17 protein-coding genes are annotated in these 21,871 nt (G+C 66.1%); 9 read left to right on the top strand and 8 right to left on the bottom strand.

Annotation, left to right across the window (positions count from 1 at the left end):
* Window positions 1-170: 170 nt before the first annotated feature.
* Window positions 171-602, bottom strand: coding sequence for a hypothetical protein (locus TPR58_RS13060; protein WP_346247119.1), 432 nt, complete (start codon window positions 600-602; stop codon window positions 171-173).
* 259 nt (window positions 603-861) lie between these two features.
* Between TPR58_RS13060 and TPR58_RS13055 the strand changes: the two genes are divergently transcribed.
* The 4 genes from TPR58_RS13055 to TPR58_RS13040 all read left to right on the top strand — a co-directional run bounded on the left by TPR58_RS13055 (window position 862) and on the right by TPR58_RS13040 (window position 6,800).
* The gene (locus tag TPR58_RS13055) at window positions 862-3,474 is read left to right on the top strand and encodes an O-antigen ligase family protein (RefSeq protein WP_346247118.1); all 2,613 of its coding nucleotides are present in this window, start codon (window positions 862-864) and stop codon (window positions 3,472-3,474) included.
* Window positions 3,475-3,484: 10 nt separating this feature from the next.
* Window positions 3,485-4,573 (top strand): glycosyltransferase, encoded by a 1,089-nt coding sequence (locus tag TPR58_RS13050; RefSeq protein ID WP_346247117.1) that lies wholly within the window; start codon window positions 3,485-3,487, stop codon window positions 4,571-4,573.
* 94 nt (window positions 4,574-4,667) lie between these two features.
* The gene (locus TPR58_RS13045) at window positions 4,668-4,907 is read left to right on the top strand and encodes an acyl carrier protein (protein WP_346247116.1); all 240 of its coding nucleotides are present in this window, start codon (window positions 4,668-4,670) and stop codon (window positions 4,905-4,907) included.
* A gap of 18 nt (window positions 4,908-4,925) precedes the next feature.
* Window positions 4,926-6,800, top strand: coding sequence for an HAD-IIIC family phosphatase (locus TPR58_RS13040; protein WP_346247241.1), 1,875 nt, complete (start codon window positions 4,926-4,928; stop codon window positions 6,798-6,800).
* On the opposite strand, the gene TPR58_RS13035 is transcribed toward TPR58_RS13040, so the two are convergent.
* Window positions 6,797-7,738 carry a class I SAM-dependent methyltransferase gene (locus TPR58_RS13035; RefSeq protein WP_346247115.1) on the bottom strand — a complete coding sequence of 314 codons (942 nt, stop codon included), beginning with the start codon at window positions 7,736-7,738 and terminating at the stop codon, window positions 6,797-6,799. The genes TPR58_RS13040 and TPR58_RS13035 overlap by 4 nt on opposite strands.
* Before the next feature lie 201 nt (window positions 7,739-7,939).
* On the opposite strand from TPR58_RS13035, the gene TPR58_RS13030 reads away from it, so the two are divergent.
* Genes TPR58_RS13030 through TPR58_RS13020 form a run of 3 tightly spaced genes read left to right on the top strand, consistent with a single transcriptional unit; the run spans window position 7,940 to window position 10,984 of the window.
* Window positions 7,940-9,490: an MBOAT family O-acyltransferase gene (locus TPR58_RS13030; protein ID WP_346247114.1), complete on the top strand. Its 1,551-nt coding sequence runs from the start codon at window positions 7,940-7,942 to the stop codon at window positions 9,488-9,490.
* A 10-nt stretch (window positions 9,491-9,500) separates the two neighbouring features.
* The gene (locus TPR58_RS13025) at window positions 9,501-10,583 is read left to right on the top strand and encodes a hypothetical protein (RefSeq protein ID WP_346247113.1); all 1,083 of its coding nucleotides are present in this window, start codon (window positions 9,501-9,503) and stop codon (window positions 10,581-10,583) included.
* A complete protein-coding gene (locus TPR58_RS13020; protein WP_346247112.1) occupies window positions 10,580-10,984 on the top strand; it encodes a VOC family protein in 405 nt (134 codons plus the stop codon). The genes TPR58_RS13025 and TPR58_RS13020 overlap by 4 nt, the downstream gene beginning before the upstream one ends.
* 8 nt (window positions 10,985-10,992) lie before the next feature.
* On the opposite strand, the gene TPR58_RS13015 is transcribed toward TPR58_RS13020, so the two are convergent.
* A complete protein-coding gene (locus TPR58_RS13015; RefSeq protein ID WP_346247111.1) occupies window positions 10,993-13,194 on the bottom strand; it encodes a GumC family protein in 2,202 nt (733 codons plus the stop codon).
* Window positions 13,195-13,224: 30 nt separating this feature from the next.
* Window positions 13,225-13,950 (bottom strand): polysaccharide biosynthesis/export family protein, encoded by a 726-nt coding sequence (locus TPR58_RS13010; protein WP_346247110.1) that lies wholly within the window; start codon window positions 13,948-13,950, stop codon window positions 13,225-13,227.
* Between the two features lie 255 nt (window positions 13,951-14,205).
* Here TPR58_RS13010 and TPR58_RS13005 point away from each other — a divergent pair, with 255 nt between their 5' ends.
* Entirely contained in the window at window positions 14,206-15,393 is a 1,188-nt protein-coding gene (locus TPR58_RS13005) for a cytidylyltransferase domain-containing protein (RefSeq protein WP_346247109.1), read from the top strand.
* Window positions 15,383-16,366 (top strand): hypothetical protein, encoded by a 984-nt coding sequence (locus TPR58_RS13000; RefSeq protein ID WP_346247108.1) that lies wholly within the window; start codon window positions 15,383-15,385, stop codon window positions 16,364-16,366. The genes TPR58_RS13005 and TPR58_RS13000 overlap by 11 nt, the downstream gene beginning before the upstream one ends.
* 46 nt (window positions 16,367-16,412) lie before the next feature.
* On the opposite strand, the gene TPR58_RS12995 is transcribed toward TPR58_RS13000, so the two are convergent.
* The 4 genes from TPR58_RS12995 to TPR58_RS12980 all read right to left on the bottom strand — a co-directional run bounded on the left by TPR58_RS12995 (window position 16,413) and on the right by TPR58_RS12980 (window position 21,867).
* Window positions 16,413-17,549: an acyltransferase family protein gene (locus TPR58_RS12995; RefSeq protein ID WP_346247107.1), complete on the bottom strand. Its 1,137-nt coding sequence runs from the start codon at window positions 17,547-17,549 to the stop codon at window positions 16,413-16,415.
* On the bottom strand, window positions 17,524-18,738 hold the full coding sequence (locus TPR58_RS12990; protein WP_346247106.1) for a hypothetical protein: 1,215 nt from the start codon (window positions 18,736-18,738) through the stop codon (window positions 17,524-17,526). The genes TPR58_RS12995 and TPR58_RS12990 overlap by 26 nt, the downstream gene beginning before the upstream one ends.
* 73 nt (window positions 18,739-18,811) lie before the next feature.
* A complete protein-coding gene (locus tag TPR58_RS12985) occupies window positions 18,812-20,542 on the bottom strand; it encodes an ABC transporter ATP-binding protein (protein ID WP_346247105.1) in 1,731 nt (576 codons plus the stop codon).
* Window positions 20,539-21,867, bottom strand: a complete 1,329-nt coding sequence (locus TPR58_RS12980; RefSeq protein WP_346247104.1) for a polysaccharide pyruvyl transferase family protein — start codon at window positions 21,865-21,867, stop codon at window positions 20,539-20,541. Before TPR58_RS12980 ends, TPR58_RS12985 begins: the two co-directional genes overlap by 4 nt.
* Window positions 21,868-21,871: the final 4 nt, after the last annotated feature.

Here is a 21,871-nt window from a genome sequence, read left to right as displayed (position 1 = left end):
CCCGGCCGGCACGCGGAGCCGGGCGCTCTGCATGATTAAGCGAATCGCGCACGACACTGCCGCGCGCCCAGCGTCCTGTCCGGAAGAAATCACCGCGCCTGCAGTAAAGCAGAGCCACGCAACGACCGCGGGCTGGCCAGTCTGCGCAATTCAGCCCGAAGCGTTACCGATCAACCAGGGCTTGTCGGAGTAGGCGTGGGCGTCGGCGTCGGTGTGGGCGTCGGCGTCGGTGTGGGCGTCGGCGTCGGTGTGGGCGTCGGCGTCGGTGTGGGGGTCGGCGTCGGTGTGGGGGTCGGCGTCGGCGTGGGCGTGGGCGTCGGCGCAGGCGTGGAACTGTCGCCCGTCGACACAATCACAGCCAGACCGACACCCAGGCCCAGCAATGCCAGCAGCGCCGTCAGCGTCCCCGGAAGTGCCGAGTTGGGATCCTCGAGAATTGCGCCGGCACGACCACTCAGCGCCGTGCCGTTGAGCGCCATCGCCCTGCTATCGGACAGCCGGACCGAATAGGGACGAACCGGCGCAGACGCGGCGGCGATCGATGTCGAGGACGTGACCAGCGAAGCTGCGGTCGCCGCCAATACGAACTTGTTCATGCTCATAACGGGCACCTGCTAATGTCACGTCAAAATGGACCTAATCTCGCGGTGCCACATTTTTAACCGTGCTTCAAGGCAAGCATGGACTATTTCGCAGCGCCTGCGCCGAAGAGCATTTCCGCAATGCCCCGCATGGCATCTCCCCCGCTCGTCATGGGGGCGAAATCCTCATCCAAATCGGGCGTGGCGCGCCTTGACCCCTTCAGTCCCTTGAGGCCATTGTCGCGCTCCGGGGAAGGTCATCGGCATTGGGGGGAAGCATATGCAGGCAGACACTGCCGAACGCGACCCCGACGCCGGGACCCGACTGCCGCACAGACCGCCCGGTTCGACGGAACGGATCGATCTCCATCTTGCCGCCGGCCTGCTTGCGACGGCGGTATTGCTGGGCGGCAGCAGTGGCGCGATCCCCGCGCGTGGCACGGTCATCGAATTGCTGTCGGTGCTGGTGCTTGCCTGGACACTGTGGCGATCCGCAGGCCGTCGCTGGCCCCGCACCGCATGGATCGCCTGCGGGCTGGTCCTAGCGATTCCCGTCCTTCAGCTGGTGCCGATCCCGGAAGCGCTATGGGTACAACTTCCCGGCCACCAGACGGCGGTCGCGATCGCCGGCTTCGTCGGGAACGGGCAACGTCCGTCGATAACACTGGACTCGAACGCGACCTGGCGCGCGCTTCTCAGCCTTGTCGTTCCAGCCGCGATGTTCCTATCGGTCATCCGGCTCTCCGGAGCCAGCCGGGTGCTGCTGTTGCGCGTCCTGGTCGCGCTCGCCTTGGGAAGCGTGGTGCTCGGAATCCTCCAGATCGCGTCGGGGAGCCAGCACCTCTACCTGTTCCACGACGCCGTTAGGGGCCTGCCCTCGGGCGTGTTCGGCAATCGCAACCACCAGGCGTCGTTCCTGGTAATAGCCGCGGTCGCATCGATGGCGCTGGCCCATCTCGCGCCACGGTCCGACATGGTCTCGCGGATCAGCTATTGCGGGCTGGCGGCGTTGTTCGCGGCCGGGGTCTTCGCGACCGCCTCGCGCGCGGGCATGGCATTGCTCGCGCTCAGCGCGCTGCTGCTGCTCGTGATGCTGTTCCGCCGCCATTTCAGCTGGAAGGTGATGACCGTCCTTGGACTGGTCGTCGCCTGTGTCGCGATCCTGATCCTCAAGAACGAGGTGGTCCGGGATGCACTCTCGCGGTTCGAGATGCTTGCCGACGCAGGCCGTTACTCGATCTGGCGGGAAGCGTTCGTCACCGCCGAAGCCTATTTTCCGTCAGGCTCCGGCGTCGGCACCTTCGTCAATTCCTATCAGGCCATCGAGCAACTGGATCTTGTCGGACCCGCCTTCGTCAATCGCGCGCACAACGACTTTCTCGAGATGCTGATCGAAAGCGGGATCCTGGGGTTCGGCATCGTCCTTGCGCTGATGGTCGTGTTCGCGGTGCGAGCCTGGTCGATCCTGACCCGCCGCGACCGCGAGCCCGACAACACGCTGGGGCGCAGCGCCCTGCTCGCGATCCTGGTGCTTATCCTTCATTCGCTCGGGGACTATCCGTTGCGTAGCTTCGCCGGCATGGCGGTCTGCGCGATGTTCGCGGGGATGTTGTTCCGCCCGCTCGTCGCCTCGGCACGCCCGGATGCCCGTGCAGGCGACACGCCGGGCGGTGCGATCCGATCATCGGTGCCCGCGTCTGCGATTGCGCTCGCCGCGCTCCTGCTCGCCGTGCCGGTCGCGCAGGCCGGCCTGTCGGATGTGGCAGTGGCGCGCGGCAATCCCGAGCTTGCAGCCACGCTCTGGCCCGGCTCCGCCGATGCGGCAACCGGGCGCGCCGAGGCGCTTCTCCTGAAGAAGGATTATGACGGCGCGATCGCCAGCGCATCGGACGCCCTGCGGATCTCGTCGCAGCGCTCCCGAGCCCTGCGCACGATCGGGCTCGCCTCGATTGCGAAAGGCAATGACGAGATTGGCGAGACGGCCTTCGCCCTGGCGGCACGCCTGGGCTGGCGCGATGCGCTGATACAGCGATGGGTGTTCGAACGCTCGCTTGCCAAGGGCGACATGGTGCCGGCCGCGCAGGCAGGCGACGCGATGCTTCGGCAGGGTGACCAACGCGCGGTCGTTCTTCGCGGCTTCAGCACCATGATCGCGACCCCCGCAGGCCGGGCTGCGCTGGTCGATCGTCTGGCGAGCAAGCCGGCCTGGACGGGCAGCTTTGTCGCAAGCCTCGACCCCGCCACCGCGCAGGAGGGGATCGCCTATACCCAGTTCATGACTGAACTGGCCGCCGACGGCCTCCTCCCCGACGGCGCCGAGGTTCAGGCCTTTTTCCGCAACCAGATTTCCGCGGGACATGTCGCCCAGGTGGTCGAGACCTGGCGCCGCCTGAACCCCGACGCCAAAGGAGATCCGACGCGCGAGATCATCGATGGGAGCTTCGACCGGTTCGGCTCCGATGGGGCGGGTAACGGCCCCTTTGGCTGGACCGTGCGAGCGACGCCCGCGATCATATTGACGACCGACATGCGATCCGACCTGTCCGGCGACCCGGTGCTGACGGTGAAGAGCTATGCGTCGCGCCGATCGACGGTGGTGGCGCAGATGCTGGCCCTCCGACCCGGTCGCTACCGACTCGATTTCGACGTGCGCCCGGGAGACGGCGCGCAGCAGAGCCTGCGCGTGGTTCTGGAATGCGACCCGAGCCGAAAGCGGTTATTCCGTCCCGGCGAATTGCCCGCGGGACCGGACTGGACCACCGTCAGCGTCCGGTTCGCCATCCCCGACAGCGGCTGCGCGGCGCAGGCGCTTCGAGTGGTCAGCGAGGTGGCGCCGAGCGACGGCGCGGCAGCATCGTTCGATTCATTCCGCCTTTCGCCCGCCACCGACTGACGGGGACGGCGTGAGGATTCTTCATATCGCCCAGATCGTGAAGGGCGGCACCGCGGCTCATCTGTGCGAGGTCATGCCCTGGCAGATCGAGCGCTGGGGCGCGGACAATGTCACCCTGCTCGCGGCCGCGGACCAGCTCGACCATCTGCGTGCATTGCCCCGCGACCGGATCCGGACCTTCCCGAGCGCGCGGCGCAGCCCTGGCCAGTTGATCGCGATGACACGGGCGGCGCGACGACTGATCCGGCAACAGCGCCCGGACATCGTACATCTGCACGGCACTTTCGCAGGAGCGATGATCCGCCTGTCCTATCTGTTCAAGCGGCGCGGGCGACCGATCATCGTCTATTGCTCGCATGGCTGGTCGTTCAACATGCAGGTCCGGCCATCGGCCCGCTTCGCCTATACCGCCGTCGAACGACTTCTGGCCCCGGTGGCGGCGTCGATCCCGTGCATCTCGCACTATGAGGTGCGAACCGCGGTCGAGCGCGGCCTTCCGCAGGACAAGCTCGTGCTGATCTACAATGGCGTCGCCGACATCGCGACGGGTCAACAAGAGGCGCCCGTCCCTCGCGGCGAGCACGTGAACCTGTTGTTCATGGCCCGTCCCGGTCCGCAAAAGGGCTTCGACACCCTGGTCGACGCCATGCGGCTGGTCGAAGACCGGCCCTTGGTGTTGCACGCCGTCGGCCCCGACGTCGATCCGGACACGCTCGGGCCGAACATCGTCCAGCATGGCTGGCAGCCACGAAGTCGCATCCCCGACTTCATCGCCGCCTGCGATGCGGTCGTCGTCCCCTCGCGGTGGGAAGGCTTCGGCCTGGTGGTGATCGAAGCGATGCGCCAGGCACGGGCCGTCCTGGCCAGTACGGCCGACGCGCTTCCCGAACTGGTCGAGGATGGGAAGACCGGCCACCTCTTCGCGCCCGACGACGCCCCTGCCCTGGCCCGACTGCTGTCCGGGCTGGAGCCCGGGGCCTTGGCGGAATTCGGCCGCGCCGGCCGGGACAAATTTCTGGAGCGCTTCACCTCCGACCGGATGAATCTCGCGCTTGCAGCACTCTATTCGGATCTGGTGTCGCGCCGCGGCGGCGTCTGACCTCCAGCGTTGCACCGCACGCGGTTATGGTCCAGTCTTGCACCCTATGTTGCGACGCAGCGACACCGCCGATCCGGCGTCAGGGGGAGTTGGAATGAATCGGGAAGAGGTTACCGGCATCGTCGGTGAGATCATGTGCGACGTGTTCGACCTGGACGAACTCGATTATTCCGATTCCCTGTCCGCCGAAGACATCGAGGAATGGGACAGCCTGAGCCATATCAGTTTCGTGGTTGCGGTGGAAAAGCGGTTCGGCGTCCGCTTCACCAGCGCCGAGATCGCGGATCTTCAGACGGTCGGCGAACTGGTCGACAAGATCGTCGCCCGGGTCTGATCGTCGAAACGCCGCGTGATGCGGAACCCCTTCGACCTGCCCTGGCTGCTGCCGGCTCCCGACGATTTCCGTGCGCGACTGAAGGCGCTTCGCGGAGCCGAAACCGCGGATCTGGCGGCGCTGCGTGCGTTGGCGGCGAGGGGGCTGGACACGACCCAGTCCGAACAACTCAGCCGCGTCGTCACCGCGCGGGCGGACGAGTTCGCGGACACCGCCCGGATGACGCTCGGCATCGTGTCCTCGCACACCGTGTCGGTCATTGCCAGGACGCTGCCGGCGGCTGCCCTTCGCCACGGGCTGGTGCTGACGGTCCACGAAACCGACTACGGCCAGGCCGCGCAGGAACTGCTCGACCCGCACTCCCGCCTCGCATCGCTGCGGCCCGACGCGGTGTTGCTGGCGTTCGACCCGCAGGCGCTGGGCCTTGACCGCCCGCGACTGGATCCGGATGCCGCCGAAACGGCGGTGACCGCGGCCATCGCCCATGTTCGCGCGCTGTGCGCCGGTGCGCGCAGCCATCTCGGCGCGGTACCGATCGTCCAGACGCTCGTGTCCCCGTCCGAAAGCCTGTTCGGAAGCTTCGATGCCCAGCGCACGGGGTCGGTGCGCTGGCTGATCGCCCGGTTCAACATGCGGCTGGCGGCGGAATCCGGGAACGGCGGCCTGGTTTTCGATGCCGCCTTCGTTGCCGCGGCGATCGGCCTGGACAACTGGCTGGACCCGCGCCTCTGGCACGATGCCAAGATCCCCTTCGCGCTCGACGCCACGCCGCGATACACGGACGGTCTCGCCGCGTTGCTCGCCGCGTCGCGCGGCCTTGGCAGGAAGTGCCTGGTCCTCGATCTCGACAATACCCTGTGGGGCGGCGTGATCGGTGACGACGGGCTGGACGGTATCGTGCTCGGACAGGGATCGGGCACGGGGGAAGCGCACCTCGCGATCCAGGCCTTCGCACTCGACCTGCGCAGCCGCGGGATCGTCCTGGCCGTGTGCTCCAAGAACGAAGACAGCGTCGCGCGGCTTCCCTTTGCCGGCCATGCTGAGATGCTACTGAAGGAAGAGCATATCGCCGTCTTCCTCGCGAACTGGACCGACAAGGCATCCAATCTGCGCCAGATCGCGGCGACGCTGAACATCGGCACCGATGCCCTGGTCTTTCTGGACGACAATCCTGCCGAACGGGAGCAGGTCAGGCAGGCGCTGCCCGAGGTCGCGGTCCCCGAGATTGGCAGCGATCCGGCGAACTATGTCCGCCTCCTCGGACAGGCCGGCTATTTCGAGGCGATCTCGTTCGGCGAGGAGGACCGCACCCGCGCCGACATGTACAGCGCCAACGCCAAGCGGCTGGCGACGATGGACGCGGCGAGCGACCTGAGCAGCTATCTGGCGTCGCTCGACATGGTCTGCACCATCGCGCCGTTCGACGAGACCGGCCGCGTGCGGATCGCCCAGTTGATCAACAAGTCGAACCAGTTCAACCTCACCACCCGCCGCTATGGCGAGGTCGAGGTCGCGGCGATCGCGGCGAACCCGTCCAAGTTCACGATGCAGGTCCGGCTGGCCGACCGGTTCGGGGACAATGGCATGATCTCGGTCGTCATCTTCGACCGAGACGCCGAAAGCTGGCACTGCGATAGCTGGCTGATGAGCTGCCGGGTGCTGGGCCGCAGGGTCGAGGAGGCGGTGCTGGCGCATGTTGCGCGCGCGGCCCTGGCCGACGGAGCCACGCGACTGACCGGCACCTATATTCCGACACCCAAGAACGGCATCGTCCGCGACCATTTTTCCAAGCTAGGCTTCGCGTCGGACGGCCAGGGGGCGGACGGCAGCACCCGCTGGTCCCTCGACCTGACGCGGTACACCGCGCCCGATCTGCCGATGACGGTCGCTTAGTCAGGGTTGCGCGCGAGCACCGAGCAACTGATCGACAGCTTGTGCTTCACCGCGCGTTCGAGCGTTGTCCCCGACATCGGGAAGGCCTTTGCCTCGACGACCTCTAGCCCGGCCTCCCGCACGATCTGCTCGGCATGGTCGAGGCTCTCGAACAGGAAGATGTGATCCGGCGCCGGGCTGTTCGCCGGCACGTTGACCCACAGCAGTCCGCCCGGCTCCAGCCAGCGCGCCGCCGCGCGCAACGCGGCCACCGGCGATTCGAGGTGCTCCAGGATTTCGCTCATGACGATGCTGTCGAACCGCTCGTCCGCGCCCGGCGCCTCGGCGGCGAACAGATCCTGCAGCGTCAGATCGACCGGATGATCGACGCCCAGCAGGCTGAGCGCATGGCGGGTCTTGGCGATGCTGGTCGGACTGACGTCCCAGGCGGCGATGCGGGACAGCCGACCGGTCGCAGCGGCGAAGTACAGGAACAGGCCGTGCCCGGGGCCGATTTCGAGGTGCCTGGCCCCTTCCTCCAGGCGCGGAAGATAGTCGTTCACGAAATAGGAGAAGGCGTGGGCGTGATTCGACCAGAGCACGTCGGACAGCAGGAGCCCGTTCATGTAGCGATCCATGAACGGGCCGTTGGCGTAGCATTCCCGGTTGGCCTCCGCGAAGCTGCTCAGACGATATTGGCCGTTGCGCCGGAAATGGATTTCCTCGGGAAGAACGATGTCCTCGCACAGGAAGCGATAGTCATTCACCAGCGCGTCCAGGCCATTGTCGATGCTTGGCGCCAGCTTGAGGATCGCGGCACTCAATTGCTCGGAGACGTCAAGCACCGGATCGGCCCGCCCGGCCAGGCTCTTCTCGATAAATCCGACATGTTCGGGCCAGGCCTCCGACACGCGATCGACGATCGTGCTGGTGGCCGTTCGAGAAGCTTCGACGTTCATGCGACACTCCACGCACCAGGAATCGCGGTGCCGGCGAATGGTGACGACGTCGTATAAGGACGGCGCGGCAGCGAACGCAACGCAAACCGCGCCGCTCTGGACAAGGCCTGGGTTGCACTGCACAAGACACTCCCGGGGGGCCGGGTTCTCGGCGCGACCAGTCAGGTCGCCACGGGGCGGCACGAGCGGCGCTGAGGATTCATGCCATTTAACTCGGTGGGGTTTCTGTTCGTGCTGCTGCCGGCGTCGCTGGCGCTGTACCATTTGCTGGTCGCCCGGTCCGATCGGCTGCGCCAGCCCTTTCTCGTCGCCGTCACCCTGATCTTCTACGCGATCGGCGGATCCCAGTATCTTCTGCTGCTGATCGCCTCCGTCGCGCTCAACTATATGGCCGCGCGGCTGATCGCAAGCGGCACGCCCGAAAGCCGCCAGGCCAAGATGGCGTTGGCCACCGGCATCAGCCTGAACCTCGCCCTGCTTTTCTACTTCAAGTACATGAACTTCTTCATCGGCAACGCGAATGCGCTGTTCGGGACCGAGCTGGTGCTTCGCAGCGTCGTTCTGCCCCTGGGAATCTCGTTCTTCACCTTTCAGCAGATCGGCTTTCTGGTCGATCTGTCGCGAGGACGCTTCGCACTTGGCCGTGCGATCGACTATGCCTCGTTTGTCCTGTTCTTTCCGCAACTGCTGTCCGGCCCGATCGTCAAATATGACGAGCTGACGCCCCAGCTTCGTACGCGGCCACCGCGGGGAACCGCGTCGGCCAATATCCTGATCGGCCTGACGATCTTCGCGCTCGGGCTGGCCAAGAAGACGGTGATTGCGGACAGTATCGGTGGCCTCGCCGCACCCGTCTTCGACGCCGCCGCCGTCGGCCGCTCGCCGGGCATGGCGGAAAGCTGGATCGCGGCGTTCGCCTACACGGCGCAGATCTATTTCGATTTCTCGGGCTATTCGGACATGGCGATCGGCGTGGCCCGCATGTTCGGCATCGTACTTCCGCTGAACTTCCACTCGCCACTGCGCGCGACCAGCATCATCGACCTCTGGCGCCGATGGCACGTCACGCTGAGCCGCTGGGCCCAGACCTATATCTTCCAGCCGCTTTCCATGCCGATGGCACGGTTCGCCGCCCATCGGATGCCCGGCCGGTTCGGCATGTTCCTGATGAGCTTCGCGCTGCCGACGATGCTTTCGATGATCGTGATCGGCATCTGGCACGGTGCGGGCTGGACCTTTGTCCTGTTCGGTGCGCTTCAGGGCCTCTACATGGCGGTCAACGAATATTGGCGTCAGGCGCGCCGCAAGAAGCGCAAGGCGAACAAGTCCGCGCCCCGCTTCTACGAGGCGCCGCTCGCGCGCGCGCTGACCCTCGTCGCATTCGTCGTTGCCGTGGTTGCGTTCCGCGCGCCCGACCTCGCTTCGGCATCGATCCTCTATGCCAGCATGATCGGCGGCGGCGACGCGGGAGCCCCCCTGCTGAGCGCAAGCTGGCCCGGCGGCCTCGGCGGCGCGGTCGCCGCGCTCGCCGCCGTCTATGCGATCGTCTATCTCGCGCCCAACACCCAGCAGTTCATGGCGCGCTGGAATCCGGTCCTGGAGTGGGAGAAATGGCGCAAGGTGGATCCCCCGGCGCGCCCGATCGAGTGGAAGATGACCGCGATCTGGGTGAGCGCCTCGGCGCTGGTCCTCTTCCTGGGCTTCGTGCTGATGATGCGCGGGACCACCAACTTCATCTATTTCAATTTCTGAGGGACGGGCGATGAACACGACGCCTCCCCTAGTCACCGGGTTGCCGGCCCGATCCGGCGCGAACCGGCTGCTGCTGTTGTTCCTGCTCGTCTTCGCACTGGGTTGCGCGGCAGCGATTGCCCTGCCCCACTCGACCTATATCCGCTTCCAGCAGGTCGCGACGTCGAGCATGCGACCGGGCGTATGGGTCTATGAGCGGATCCATTTCGACCCGGCACCGATCGATGTCGCGATCATCGGCGCGTCCCGCACCGAAACCGGGATCAGCGGGCCGAAGCTCCAGGCGGCGCTCAGCACAAGGCTCGGCCGGCCGGTCACCGTGGCCAATCTGTCGATGCCGGCCGATGGGCGCGACCTTCATTACGAGATCGCCAGGCGATTGATCGAAGCGCATCCGGAGGTGAAGCTGATCCTCCTGTCCTTGACCGAACATCCGTCGCGCACCGGCCACCCCGCCTTTCGCAGCCTTGCCGATACGCGCGATGTCCTGTCGGGGCCCAAGCTGATCAATCCGGGCTATCTCGATGACGTCACCTACCTTCCTTACCGGCAGCTGAGCCTGTTCGCCCAGTCGCAGATGCCCTCCCTGTTCGGCGTGCGGTCGGCGTTCGACCCCGCCGCCTATTGGGGGACCGGCTATGACTCCACGCACAGCTATTGGTCGGCCAACGGCCGGTTCGTGGATCGGGAGGCGATCTATCCGCCGGCAGTGCTGTCCGCCCAGGCGCGCGGCAAGGTCTCGCAACGGACCCGCGTCTTCCTGCCGCCCTGGGCGCGCGACTATGAATATGCGATCGAGCGCCACTACACCCGGGCCCTCGATGCGCTTGCGCGCGAGCATGGGGTCAGGATCGGGTTCGTCTATCTGCCGGTCTATGCCCATGCCGCGCCGATCAGCGACCTTTCCTTCTACGCCGCGCGCGGTGTCGTCTTCGACGCCAGCTTCGTGGCGAACCGCTCGGACGCCTATTCGGACTATGCGCATCTCAATCGCCGCGGATCGGAGCAGGTGACGGCCTGGCTCGCGGAACGCCTCGCTGGCATGGCCGAAAGCGGGCGGATGCCACTGGCGCCAGAACCGACGAGGCAATGACCATGTTCGAGGACTACACGCTGCATCATGTCGGCATCATCGTGCCGAGCCTGGAGGACGCCAGCGCCTTCATGGCGGCGATGGGGCTGACGGAAGACTATCGCGGCTATGTCGATCGCTGGACCTGCTGGTGCATCTTCACCCGGTCAGGATCGGGCGCGGCGATCGAACTGGTCGCACCCGAGGGAGGCGCGCTCGCCCGATTCAACAAGGGGGCCGGCGGCGTCCATCACTTCGCCTATCAGGTCGACGATCTGGCCGCGACGACGCTGTGGTGCGCCGAGCGCGGGCTGCGCATGATCGAACCTGCCCCGGTCCGCGGGGCAGGTAATTTCATCTGCAATTTCGTCAATCCGATCGACACCCGCGGCATTCAGATCGAGTTCGTCCAGCTGCTCTGAGCGAGCCGTCAGCTTGAAGGCTCGCCATAGGTGTAATAGCTCGAATAGTGATAGCCGCCATAGCCGGCATCGCGGCTGCTGAACTTGGTCAGCACGACGCCGGCTAGCATTCCGCGCGCATCGCCAAGCCGGCGCAGCGCGCTGCGGATCGCGCCGCGACGGCTTCTGCGTGCTTCGATCACCAGCACCGTAGCCTCGGCCACATCCGCAAGCAGCGGTGCGTCGGCAAGTCCCATGACCGGTGGGCCGTCGAGGATGACGAAATCATATTCCGCGATCAGGTCCTCGATCTGCGCCTGAAGCCCCGAGGACAGCAGCAGCGCCGGGTTGGGCGGCAGCGGCCCTGACGTGATGATGTCGAACCGCTGCTCCTCGAGCCGGATCCGCACTTTCGACAGCGGCAGCTCGCCGGTCAGCAGGTTGGAAAATCCCAACTGGTTGGGCTGGGCGAACCGATGGTGCAGCGTGGGCTTGCGCAAGTCGGCATCGACCAGGAGCACCCGTTTGCCGCGATCCGCGACACCCTGCGCCAATGCCGCGGAGGTCGTCGATTTGCCTTCGCCCATCGCTGCGCTGGTCACCAGCAGCGTGCGCGGCAAACCGCCCGGTGTCGCCAGCTGGAGCGCGGTCTGGATCGAGTAATAGGCTTCCGCGATGCTGGAGCGCTTGTTCGCCAGCAGTTCCGGGATTTCCTGGCCCTCGACGGTCGGAGTGATGCCGAGCAGGGGCAGGTGCAGCTTCTGCTCGACATCGTCGGGGATCTTGATCGAATCGTCGACGAACTCGATGATGAAGGCAATCGCGACCCCGGCCAAGGCGCCGACGCCGATCGCCAGGATCAGGTTCAGCCACAGCACGGGGCTGGCCGGCGCGCCGGGCGCCCGGGCGGTGTCGATCACCGAAACGTTGTTCGCGCCGCTGCCGCCCGAGACCCCGATCTCCTTGAAGCGCTGAAGCAGCGCGTCGTAGAGCGCACGGTTGGTATCCACCTCACGCTGGAGGATCATGTACTGGATGCTGCGGGTCTGAAGGTCGGACACCGACCCCTTCAGCTGATCGAGCTGCGCCTGAAGCGCGCGTTCCTGATTGAGCGCCAGCGTATAGGCGGCGCGGAAACCGCCGACGATCCGGCCCCTGAGCGTGGCAATCTGGCCGCGGACGCTCGCGATCTGGGCGGCGAGCGCCTCCATCGGCGCATAGCCCGCCTTATAGGTCTGGCGCTTCTGCTGATAGTCGGCCTCGAGCGTCGCGAGCTGTCCGGTCAGCGCGGCGATCTGGACATTGTCCCGGATCTCCGGAAGCGATTCCGCTCCCGGCGAGCGGGCAAGCTGCCAAGCCTGCTCGGCGAGGATGCGATTGGCGCGCGCGGCCGCGACCCGGTCGTTCAGTGCCGCCATCGAAGCGGAATCGAGCGACTGGGCGCCCGAGCCGGTTCCTGCGGTCTTGGCATCGGTCACCGAAATGATGCCGTTCTGCTCGGCATAGGCGACCAGCTGGCGCTCCGACTCCTCGAGCCTCGCGCGCTGCTGGGTAAGCCGGTTGCCGACGAAGCTGCGCGCATAGCTGGACGCGGCATATTGCCGCTGGGTCGTGCTTTCGATGAACTGATCGACGGCAGCGTTCGCCACCGCGGCGGAAAGCCGGGGATCGCTGCTGGTGTACCGAAGCTCGATCACCGAGGAGCTGACAATCGGTACCGCCTCGACATTGCGCATCACCTCGGCCGTCGCGGCATCGATCCGTCGCTGGCGGACAGCGGCGCTCTTGGTGTCGCCGCCCCCGGTGACCGCATCGTCGACGAACGCATCATTCTGGTCGAGATGAAGCCGCTTCACGATCCCCTCGGCCATGGCGCGGCTGCGAATGAACGCGAGCTGGGTTTCCATGAACATGGTGTCGGACGCAGGGCGTTCGGTCTCGGCCGAATTGACGTCGAGCACGCGCGGCGCCTCGCGCTGGACCTCGAAGGTGGTCCGGGCGACATATTGCGGCTCGGTCAGCATCGTGACGATCAGTGCGAGCAGGGCCGACGCGATCGTCGCCCCCAGGATCAGCAGGCGATGCTTCGTCAGCGTCGCGACATAGCGCTGCAACGAAATCGAGCCGCCGTCCCACTGCTCATCCTGGTTCGCCGGGCGCATGTCGCCACGCCGCGAATGCAGTTCCTCGATCGGTCCAGTGCGCATGTCGTTGTTCAAGGATCTGGTCATTTCATAAATCGGGCAAGTGCCAGCGCCGGCTCAATCGATAAAAACGCGATCGACGGTGTTGAACACGCCCAGCAGCGGAAGGGTCGCACTGAGATCGCGCAGGATGGTCTTGCCCCGCGATCGCTCGACGACGATGACGTCATTGCCGTAGATCGCCGGATCCGCCATGCGGCCGTCGCGGATCATCTGCAGATTGAACACGGCCGCCATCGTCCTGCGCTCGATGCGCCGGAACACGACCACGACCTTTTCATTCGCGACATTGTTCGTGCCGCTTGCCAGCGCGATGGCGCGCAACAAGGTCAGCTGGCCGGAAACGGGATACACGCCAGGCGTGGTGACCGCCCCCTCCAGCGTGATGCGCTGGCTGGCCGATTCGGCGATCGCGACGGTGACGTCGGGGCGTTCGAGGACGTTCACGGCAAGGCGCCGGGCGATCTCTTCCTTGACCTCGATCGGCGTCTTGCCCGCGGCAACCAGCGCGCCGACATGAGGAATGTCGATGGTGCCGGCAGGGTCGACGACGACCGTCCGGGTCGCTTCCTGCAGGTTGACGACGGTGATCTCTAGCTTGTCCTGCGGGCCGATATAATATTCGCTCTGGACGCCGCCGCTCAGCTCCCGGGGGTTCGGCGCCGGCAGCTGCGATGCGACTTGCACGGCGGTTGCGGTATTGTCGACGATCGCATTACGCGTTGCGCAGCCCGTCAGTGCGGCCGCCGCGACAAGCAGCAGCCCGGCTGCCGCAGTCGCCATCCATCGTTCCGCCGAATAATTCACGCCAACGCCCCGCCCCCGAGTAAATAGTCCGGCTGTTGCAACCGAGCCGATTGCACCGGGGCCCCTTCGCCCCGGACCCCACCATCCGAAGCACCAAGTCCGGAACGATCAGATTCGCTGCCTGATAGCCTAACTCGCACGAGATTGGGGTCAATCGAATTTGACCTCCCCATATTCTCGACAATCCCGGGACCGCTGCCTAGAGCAGCCATGAAGCGGTGGGGGGTCAGGATGGCTGAGCAGGTTCTTGCGATCATTCCGGCACGCGGCGGATCAAAGGGAATCCCGCGCAAGAACGTTCTCCCTCTGGCAGGCAAGCCGTTGATCGCGCACACCATTGCGGCCGCCCGTTCGGCACGGAGCGTGACCCGGGTGGTCGTCTCGACGGATGATCCGGAGATCGCGGAGGTTTCCGCACGCTATGGCGCGGAGGTCATCTGGCGTCCGGCCGAACTGGCGACCGACCTGGCCAAGTCGGAAGACGCCATGCTCCACGTGATCGACACGCTGCAAGAGCGGGAAGCCTATGCGCCGGACGTGACCGTCCTGCTCCAGTGCACCTCCCCCCTGACCAGCGCCGAGGACATCGACGGCACGATCCTCAAGCTGGTTCAGTCCGGCGCGGACAGCGCCTTCGCCGCGACGATCTTCCATTATTTCCTGTGGCAGGAGGATGCGGACGGCGCTGCGGTCGCGATCAATCATGACAGTTCGGTCCGCCTGATGCGGCAGGAGCGCCGCCCGGAATATGTCGAGACCGGCGCGGTCTATGCGATGCGCACCGAAGGATTCAGGGCGAGCCGCCACCGCTTCTTCGGCCGGACGATCCTGTACGAGACGCCGGTCGAGCGCAGGCTCGAGATCGACGACCCCGCCGACTTCCGCCTTGCGGAGGAGCGGATGGAGCGACTGGCGCGCGGCAGCCATACCAACAGCTTGCCCGGCCGGATCGACGCAATCGTGATGGATTTTGACGGCGTCTTTACCGACGACCGTGTTTTCGTCAGCCAGGACGGCACGGAAAGCGTCGCATGCTCGCGCCGGGACGGCATGGGCATCGAGCGGCTGCGTCATCTCGGCGTGCCGATGGTGGTGATCTCCAAGGAGCGAAATCCCGTCGTGGCGGCTCGCTGCCAGAAGCTGGCCCTGGAGCATCATCACGGAATCGACGACAAGCTGAGCCTGATGCGCGACTGGCTTGCAGGCCGGAACATCGAAGCAGCGGACATCATCTATGTCGGCAACGACCGAAACGATGTGGCCTGCATGGCGGAAGCCGGATGCGCCATAGCCCCGCGCGACGCGCATCCGTCGGCGCTGGCCGTGGCGGATATCGTCCTGGATGCCGATGGCGGACGGGGCGCGCTGCGCCTGCTTGCGGACATGATCGAAGCGACCCGGGGCGGCGGTGCGACCTGAACCGGGCGGCAAAACCGCGGCGCTGCCGCGATCGCTGCTCCACCTGCAGTTCCTGATCGACAACGGCGCCAGCCCGGATGTCGTGCTGGTGCGCGACGAGAAGATGCAGTCACCGGTTGCGCGTGCGTTTCCTGGCAAGACCTGCTGGTTGGGCCGTGAAACGGTTCCGGGACGCTCGCTGTCCAGCCTCATCGCGGCGCGGCGCCTCAATCGCGCCTATTACCAGGGTGTGGAGCGCGAGATCGCGTCCCTCGGCATCCGTCACCTCATCCTGTTCCTCGAGGGCGAGCCGCTCGAACGCCTGCTCGTCCGGCTGCCGGGGATCGACACGGTCGAATTGTGGGAGGACGGGCTGTCGCACTATGTCGATCTGACCAGCGACCTCTGGTACGCGGCGCGCGGGGCGGTGCAGGCGATTGCCGGCTTTTATCCGCACCGGATCCTGCATCGACGGATGGACCGCGGCACCGTGCTGGTGCGGGACCGGTTCGAACGCGCCAACCTGGTCCTGAAGGCGCCGGCGGCGCCCGCGGATCACCGCAACGAGGCGCTGATCATCGGATCCCCGCTGGTCGAGGACCGGATCCTGTCCGCGGATCAGCATCGGGACGGCGTCCAGACGATCGCAGCGAACAGCCCCGTTCCGGTTCGCTATCTGCCCCACCCGCGCGAGGATCGGGCCCGGCTGGGCACGGCGCTGTCCGCTGTCGCCAACCTGACCATCGAAGAGGATCGCGCCGGCCTGATGGATCATGCCGCACGCCATGGCTATCTCGCCTATCTCGCGCCGGTGTCCACGGGGTTGCTCGATCTGGGACGCGCCGAACGCTGTTTCTTCGTTCCCCGCCTCTTCGGGCTCAAGCACATGGCGGCGGTCCTGTCGGGCTGGCGCGCGAATCCGATCGGCGTACTGGAAAGCGTGGAGGCGCTGCGGACGGAGCTTGAAAGGCTCTGCAGCCCTCACCTACGATGATCCGCCAGATGGCATCCGCAATCAGCCAGGGCGCCGCCGGGTCCGCTTAAAGATCCGCGACGACGATCAGGCCGGTCGACACGGCCGCCAGAGACATCAGATAGCCGAGACGGGACCCGTTCAGCGCCCCGACCGGACCGCGATGGTCGGGCAGACGGATCGACCGGAGCTTCTCGCGCGCGGGCAGTTCGAGATAGCGATAGCTGACCATCCCTGCGACCAGGGTCACGCCGACGGTCAGGCTGACCCATGCCAACCGCCCTTCGATCGGCATGATCAGCTTGTCGGCTGCAAGCAACAGCTTCAGCACCAGCGGATGGATCAGATAGATCGAGTAGGACAGCGTGCCGAGCCACATGACCGGCCGGGCTGCGCAAAGTTTTGCGGCGGTGGAGTTCGTGCCGGCCAGCGCCCAGATCAGGAATGGATAGACGAGGATCAGGAAGAAGGCGTGATCGTCGACGAGCGCCGGCGCCGCGAACAGCCCGATCAGCGTGGCGATTGCCAGGAGATTGGCGGTACGCCCGGAGGGCACCCAGCCTCGCGCAAACGCGCGATAGGCCACCCATCCGCCGATGAAGCCGATCGCGGCGCGCGAGAAGGCAATCCAGCCGCGCGTGACCTGATGGTCTGCCGGCAGCGCGTAGATCGCAACGACCAATATCAGCGCCAGCAATGCGAAGCAAAGCGCGGACGATGCGAAGCCGATCCGTCGATGAATCAGAGCCAGCGGTGGAAAGATCAGGAAATAGACCCACCATTCGACCGAGATCGACCAGGCCGGGCCGTTCATGATCCATTCCGAGCCCGCCAGCGGCATGGCCATGGTGAGCGTTATTTCGCGTGCCACCTGAGCAAGCGAATAATATGCCGGCATCGGCTCGCCCTGCATCGTCGCGAACAGGACGCCGGCCCCGGCCATCGCCGCAGCGGTGGCAATGTGAAGCGGATAGATCCGGGCAAAGCGCGCGACGGAATAGGCCTGCCAGTCGATCCGGTCGGATCGCAGATAGACATAGCTGATGACGAAGCCCGACAGCGCAAAGAAGAGATCGACAAAGGGCTGCCCCGGCATCCACCGCTCGACCCCGGCAGCATTTTCAGCGTGAGCGAACACTACGGCGATGGCGGCCAGACCACGCAGACCCGTCAGGGCATCAAATTCGTGTGCGGCGCCCCTCAATCGCTATCCCCACCGCCATGTTCAGAATCGCTTCTGCGCACCGGAAGGACGCGTCGCCATCGACCCGTCCGGTTTCGCCCTCAACGTTCGACCAGGCGATTTGTATCCCGGGACGGTTTCCCGACTGTTTCAGGATCTTAGCGATTTCGTTCGCGTTCGTTACGGTCGTCGCACCCGCGTCAACCAGCCAGGCCTGCTTCCTCGCCTCGGACTCTTCGGAAAAGGCCGTCTCGGGCACGGGCAGGCACAGCACCGGACGTTCCAGCGTCGCCGCTTCCAGCAGGCCGCTTGAATAATGCCCCACCACGAGGTCGATGTCGGCGAGCCGTTGTTCCAGCGGCACGGTGCCGGGATCATCCGACGGCGCGACCTTCAGCAGGTGCCGCAGCGTCGCGACATCGTCGACGCTCGAGCGCGGGTGGGCGCGGATGACGAACTCGAACGCCACCGTCTCGGCGGCGAGGTTGAGACCCTCGGCCAGCCGCTGCTGCAGCTGCTCCGCTGCCTGCCTGTCGACCTTGCCATGCGCGGCGAAGGGCTGAACCAGGTACAGGATACGAAGCGGGCCGGCGCGGCGCGGCGTCGATCGAAAACGCTCGCGAAGTTCGGCGAGCGGATCGTAGCGTGGTACGCCCGCGACGGAGATCCGATCGGCCGGAACGCCGGCCGCGATCCACTGGTGTCGATAGTCGTCGGACGCTGCCAGGACGAGATCATGTCCGGCGCAGCCATAGTCCGGAATGGCGGGCAAGATGCCGCTGCGCGTGACCAGGGGCGCAAGTGCCGACTTGATCGCGAGCGATCCGGACTGGCGGCCGGCATGGCCGATCGCGCAAAACGGCCCTTCCTGGACCAATACCGTTGGCGTCCCCAGCTTTCTGGCGGCCCGGATCAGCGCGGTTTCGGCGTAGATGCGGTCATGGCACAGGATCAGGGCATCATGCCGACGCCCGAGCAGGCGGCGCATCAGCCGCTCGATCCGGGCATAGGCGAGCGGGCCGCCGTTCAACACCAAGTTGACCGTCTGGCTGCCGGTCCAGCGGCGAAGCGCGCAATCGGCGGGGTTCGCGCGGCGTATCTCCCCCTGCCCGTCATAGCGGGTGATGCCCCCGGTACGCAGGTTGAACGGCTGCGTGTCGATAAAGAGGATGTCGAGGTCCGGCCTCAGCGCACGAAGCTGCGCCTCCACTGCCGCAAGGGTCCGTCCGGACGAGCCGCCGGTCCCGACGAGCGCGATGCTCGGCCGTCCGGCCGGGCGCCCCTCATCCGACATGGACAGGGAGCGCGGCTTCGCGGAGCACGCCATGCTTCAGTTCGAAGATCCGGTCGCAGATCTTCAGCGTGGCAGGGCGATGCGCCACCAGGACGATCGTGGTCTGCCCCTTCAATTCCTCCAGCGTCTGTCCGATCAGCGTCTCGGAATGCTGATCGAGCGCGCTGGTCGGTTCGTCCATCACGATCAATTGCGGACGCGCGAGCAGCGCGCGCGCGATCGAGACACGCTGGCGCTGCCCGCCCGACAGGCCGCGGGCGCCCGGCCCGATCCTGGTCTCGAACCCTTCAGGCAAGCGCATGATCTCGTCATGGACATGCGCCGCCCGCGCAGCCGCCTCCACCTCGGCGATGCCGAACCCGTCCCTGAAGAAGCGGATATTGTCGGCGACGCTGCCGAAGACGAGGCGGCTTTCCTGCGGGACATAGGCGGTCAGCCTCGCCCAGGCGAGGTCCGACACGCGATCGAGCTCGAGATCGCCCACCAGGATCGCGCCACTGTCTGGATTGCGCAGCTTGAGCATCAGCCCGGTAAGCGTACTCTTGCCGCTGCCCGATGGACCGACGACGCCGACCATCTCGCCGGGGTCAATGGTGAACTGGACGTCTCGCAGCACCGGCGATCCAGTCGCATAGGCATAGGAGACGTTGCGAAACGCGATCGGTGCCAGCGCCTCGATCTCGACGCCCGCCGATGGCCAGGCATTTCGCTCGAGCGCATCCAGCTCGACTTCGATCGCGTCGATATAGGGCGCCATTTCGCGCGCGATATGAACGGACCGCTGAAGCTGGCGCACATAGCCCAGCGCCCGGACGAGGAGCAGGACCAGGGTCGCGAGCCCGCCGACCTCCACCGCCCGCGACCCCGCGATCAGCGCGACGAAGATCAGGACGACACCGATCGCGCCATACTGAAACAGACTCGGGGCCAACCTGCCCTCGAAGCGCAGCTTGCCCATCGCCGCGGCCGCACCCCGGATTTCCGTCTCGAGATAGGCGGCGACGGCATCCTTCACGCGGTACGCCGCGATCTCCTCCGAGATGCGGTTTGTCTGCGCGACACGACCCGAAAGCTCTCGGTTGATGATCGTCGGGGTGGCGGCATCCTGACGCATGCGGCGCATGAGCGGCGCGAGCAGCGCTCCGCAGGCCGCCAGCACCACCATCATTCCGAGCGAGATCAGCGGCGCACTAACCACTGCGCCGAGCAGGATGGCGGCAAGCATGCACAGGGTCACGCAGGCCAGCGTGAGCTGCTGCACCGAATTCTCGGCCAGATGCGAATATTCCCCGGCCAATTGTTGAAGCAGGCCTTCCCGGTGCGTCTCGCGATAATGGAGTGAGGCAGAGAGATAGGCGCGAACGATCCGCCCTCTCAGGCGGACCATCGCGCGGGCGCTCAGGCTGGCTTGCAGCCGCGCGAAGGGGATGGAGAGAATCAGCAGCAGCACAATCAGGCCCAGGCCGAGATAGGCGGTCGTCTGAATGGGAAGTTCGAGCTGAAACCCGGCGGGGCCGATCTGGACCGACGCGCGATCGCCCGATAGGGCGATCGCGACCGCGGCAACGATGAAGAGCAAGATCGTTTCCAGCACGCCGATCGCCGCTGCGAACAGCGCCGTAACCAGCAGGCGTGGCCGGTCGGGTCCGATCACCAGCAAGCCGTTGCGCAGCAGTTCGGGCACGGCCGAAATCCGGCGCTCGGGTTCCTGAACGCTCATCGCGCCGCACCGAGCGGCGCCGCCCAAAGCCGTTCCCCGCTCAGCAGGTCCGGAAGGCGACCGGCGAGCCGGCCAAGCTCAGCCGCGCGCGCAGCAATCGCGCTGCGACGGTCCATGCCCTCGGCAAGGCGCGCGCGCGCATCCGCCATGATCCCGGCAATGTCCTCCGCACCGGGAAAGGCATCATATTCGACCGGAACCGGGTAATCGAGCATCTGCTGCAGCGAGAAGGTCTTGTGCGAGTTGGAGCCCATGAACACGCACGGCGTGCCGCCCAGCGCCGCCATGATCCCGGGATGCCAGCGCCCGCTGACGAACAGCCGGGCGTTGGCCATGACCGCAGCGCCCGCCATGATCGGCGTGTCGACGCGCAGAAGCTCGAGACCGGTCCGTTCCGCCACCTTGCGGAGGAACACATCGCCGATACAGGTTTCGACCAGCAGGACCGGCAGGCCGAGGGCTTTCAGCGCATTGCCGAGCGCCGTGAAGCATCCGACGGCGCGTTCCGGCTCCCGGGCCGTCATCGAGCCGCCGGACAGGACGATGTAGGGAGAGCGCACGGCCTGCGGCATGGGCGTACCGGTACGGTCGAACCATGCGATCAGGCGCGACGCGTCATAGGGTGCCGTTGCAGTCGCCTCGAAATGCGGCGACCAGCTGAACAGCGCGTCGGGATACCAGGGCGCGGCGATACCGGGCAGCAATTCGGCAGCGACCGCCTGGGACTGAAGATCGCGAACGCCCAGCCTGGCATCGCGGAGCACCTGGGCTGCAGCTGCGACCGTCCCGGGATTGGCGGGACCACCGGGCGGCTTCGAGACCATGCCGTTGAGATAATAGACCGGCTTGTCCAGCCGGTTCGCCAGCGCGCAGATCGCCAGCGTTTGGAGCAACGTGTCCCGCGCGGGAGTCGAGAAGATCATCTCGCCTTCGCCATTGACGACGATCGCATCACTGCCAGTGACCGCCTCGACGATCGCACGCGATTTCGGGGAAGAAGACCGCGTCCGCCACAACAGGTCGGCGTCACCGTCGATATCATGGGTCGGCGCCGCATACCGGCCGGCGGCATCGATCGCGCGAAAGGCAAGCGGACCGAGCATCGGCACCCTCCGTACTTTCGGGCGCCGGAACCTTCGGACGATCTTGCGGTGCAGGTCGGCGGGCAGCCGCGACTCATAGGTGAGCGGCCCGCTGAGCAGCGCGCGCGTGATGGTCCCCGCAATGACGTGATCCCGCGACAACAGCTCGCGCAGCGCGAAGCTCGTCGCGCGGCATCCCCAATTGGGGGACGTGGCATTATCGGCAACCAAAGTCAGGCGCATTGCG

This window comes from Sphingomonas rustica (assembly GCF_039652585.1).
GTDB classification, from domain to species: domain Bacteria; phylum Pseudomonadota; class Alphaproteobacteria; order Sphingomonadales; family Sphingomonadaceae; genus Sphingomonas; species Sphingomonas rustica.
Note: the sequence above shows the minus strand (reverse complement) of the source record. Positions and strands in the feature narration are given on the sequence as shown.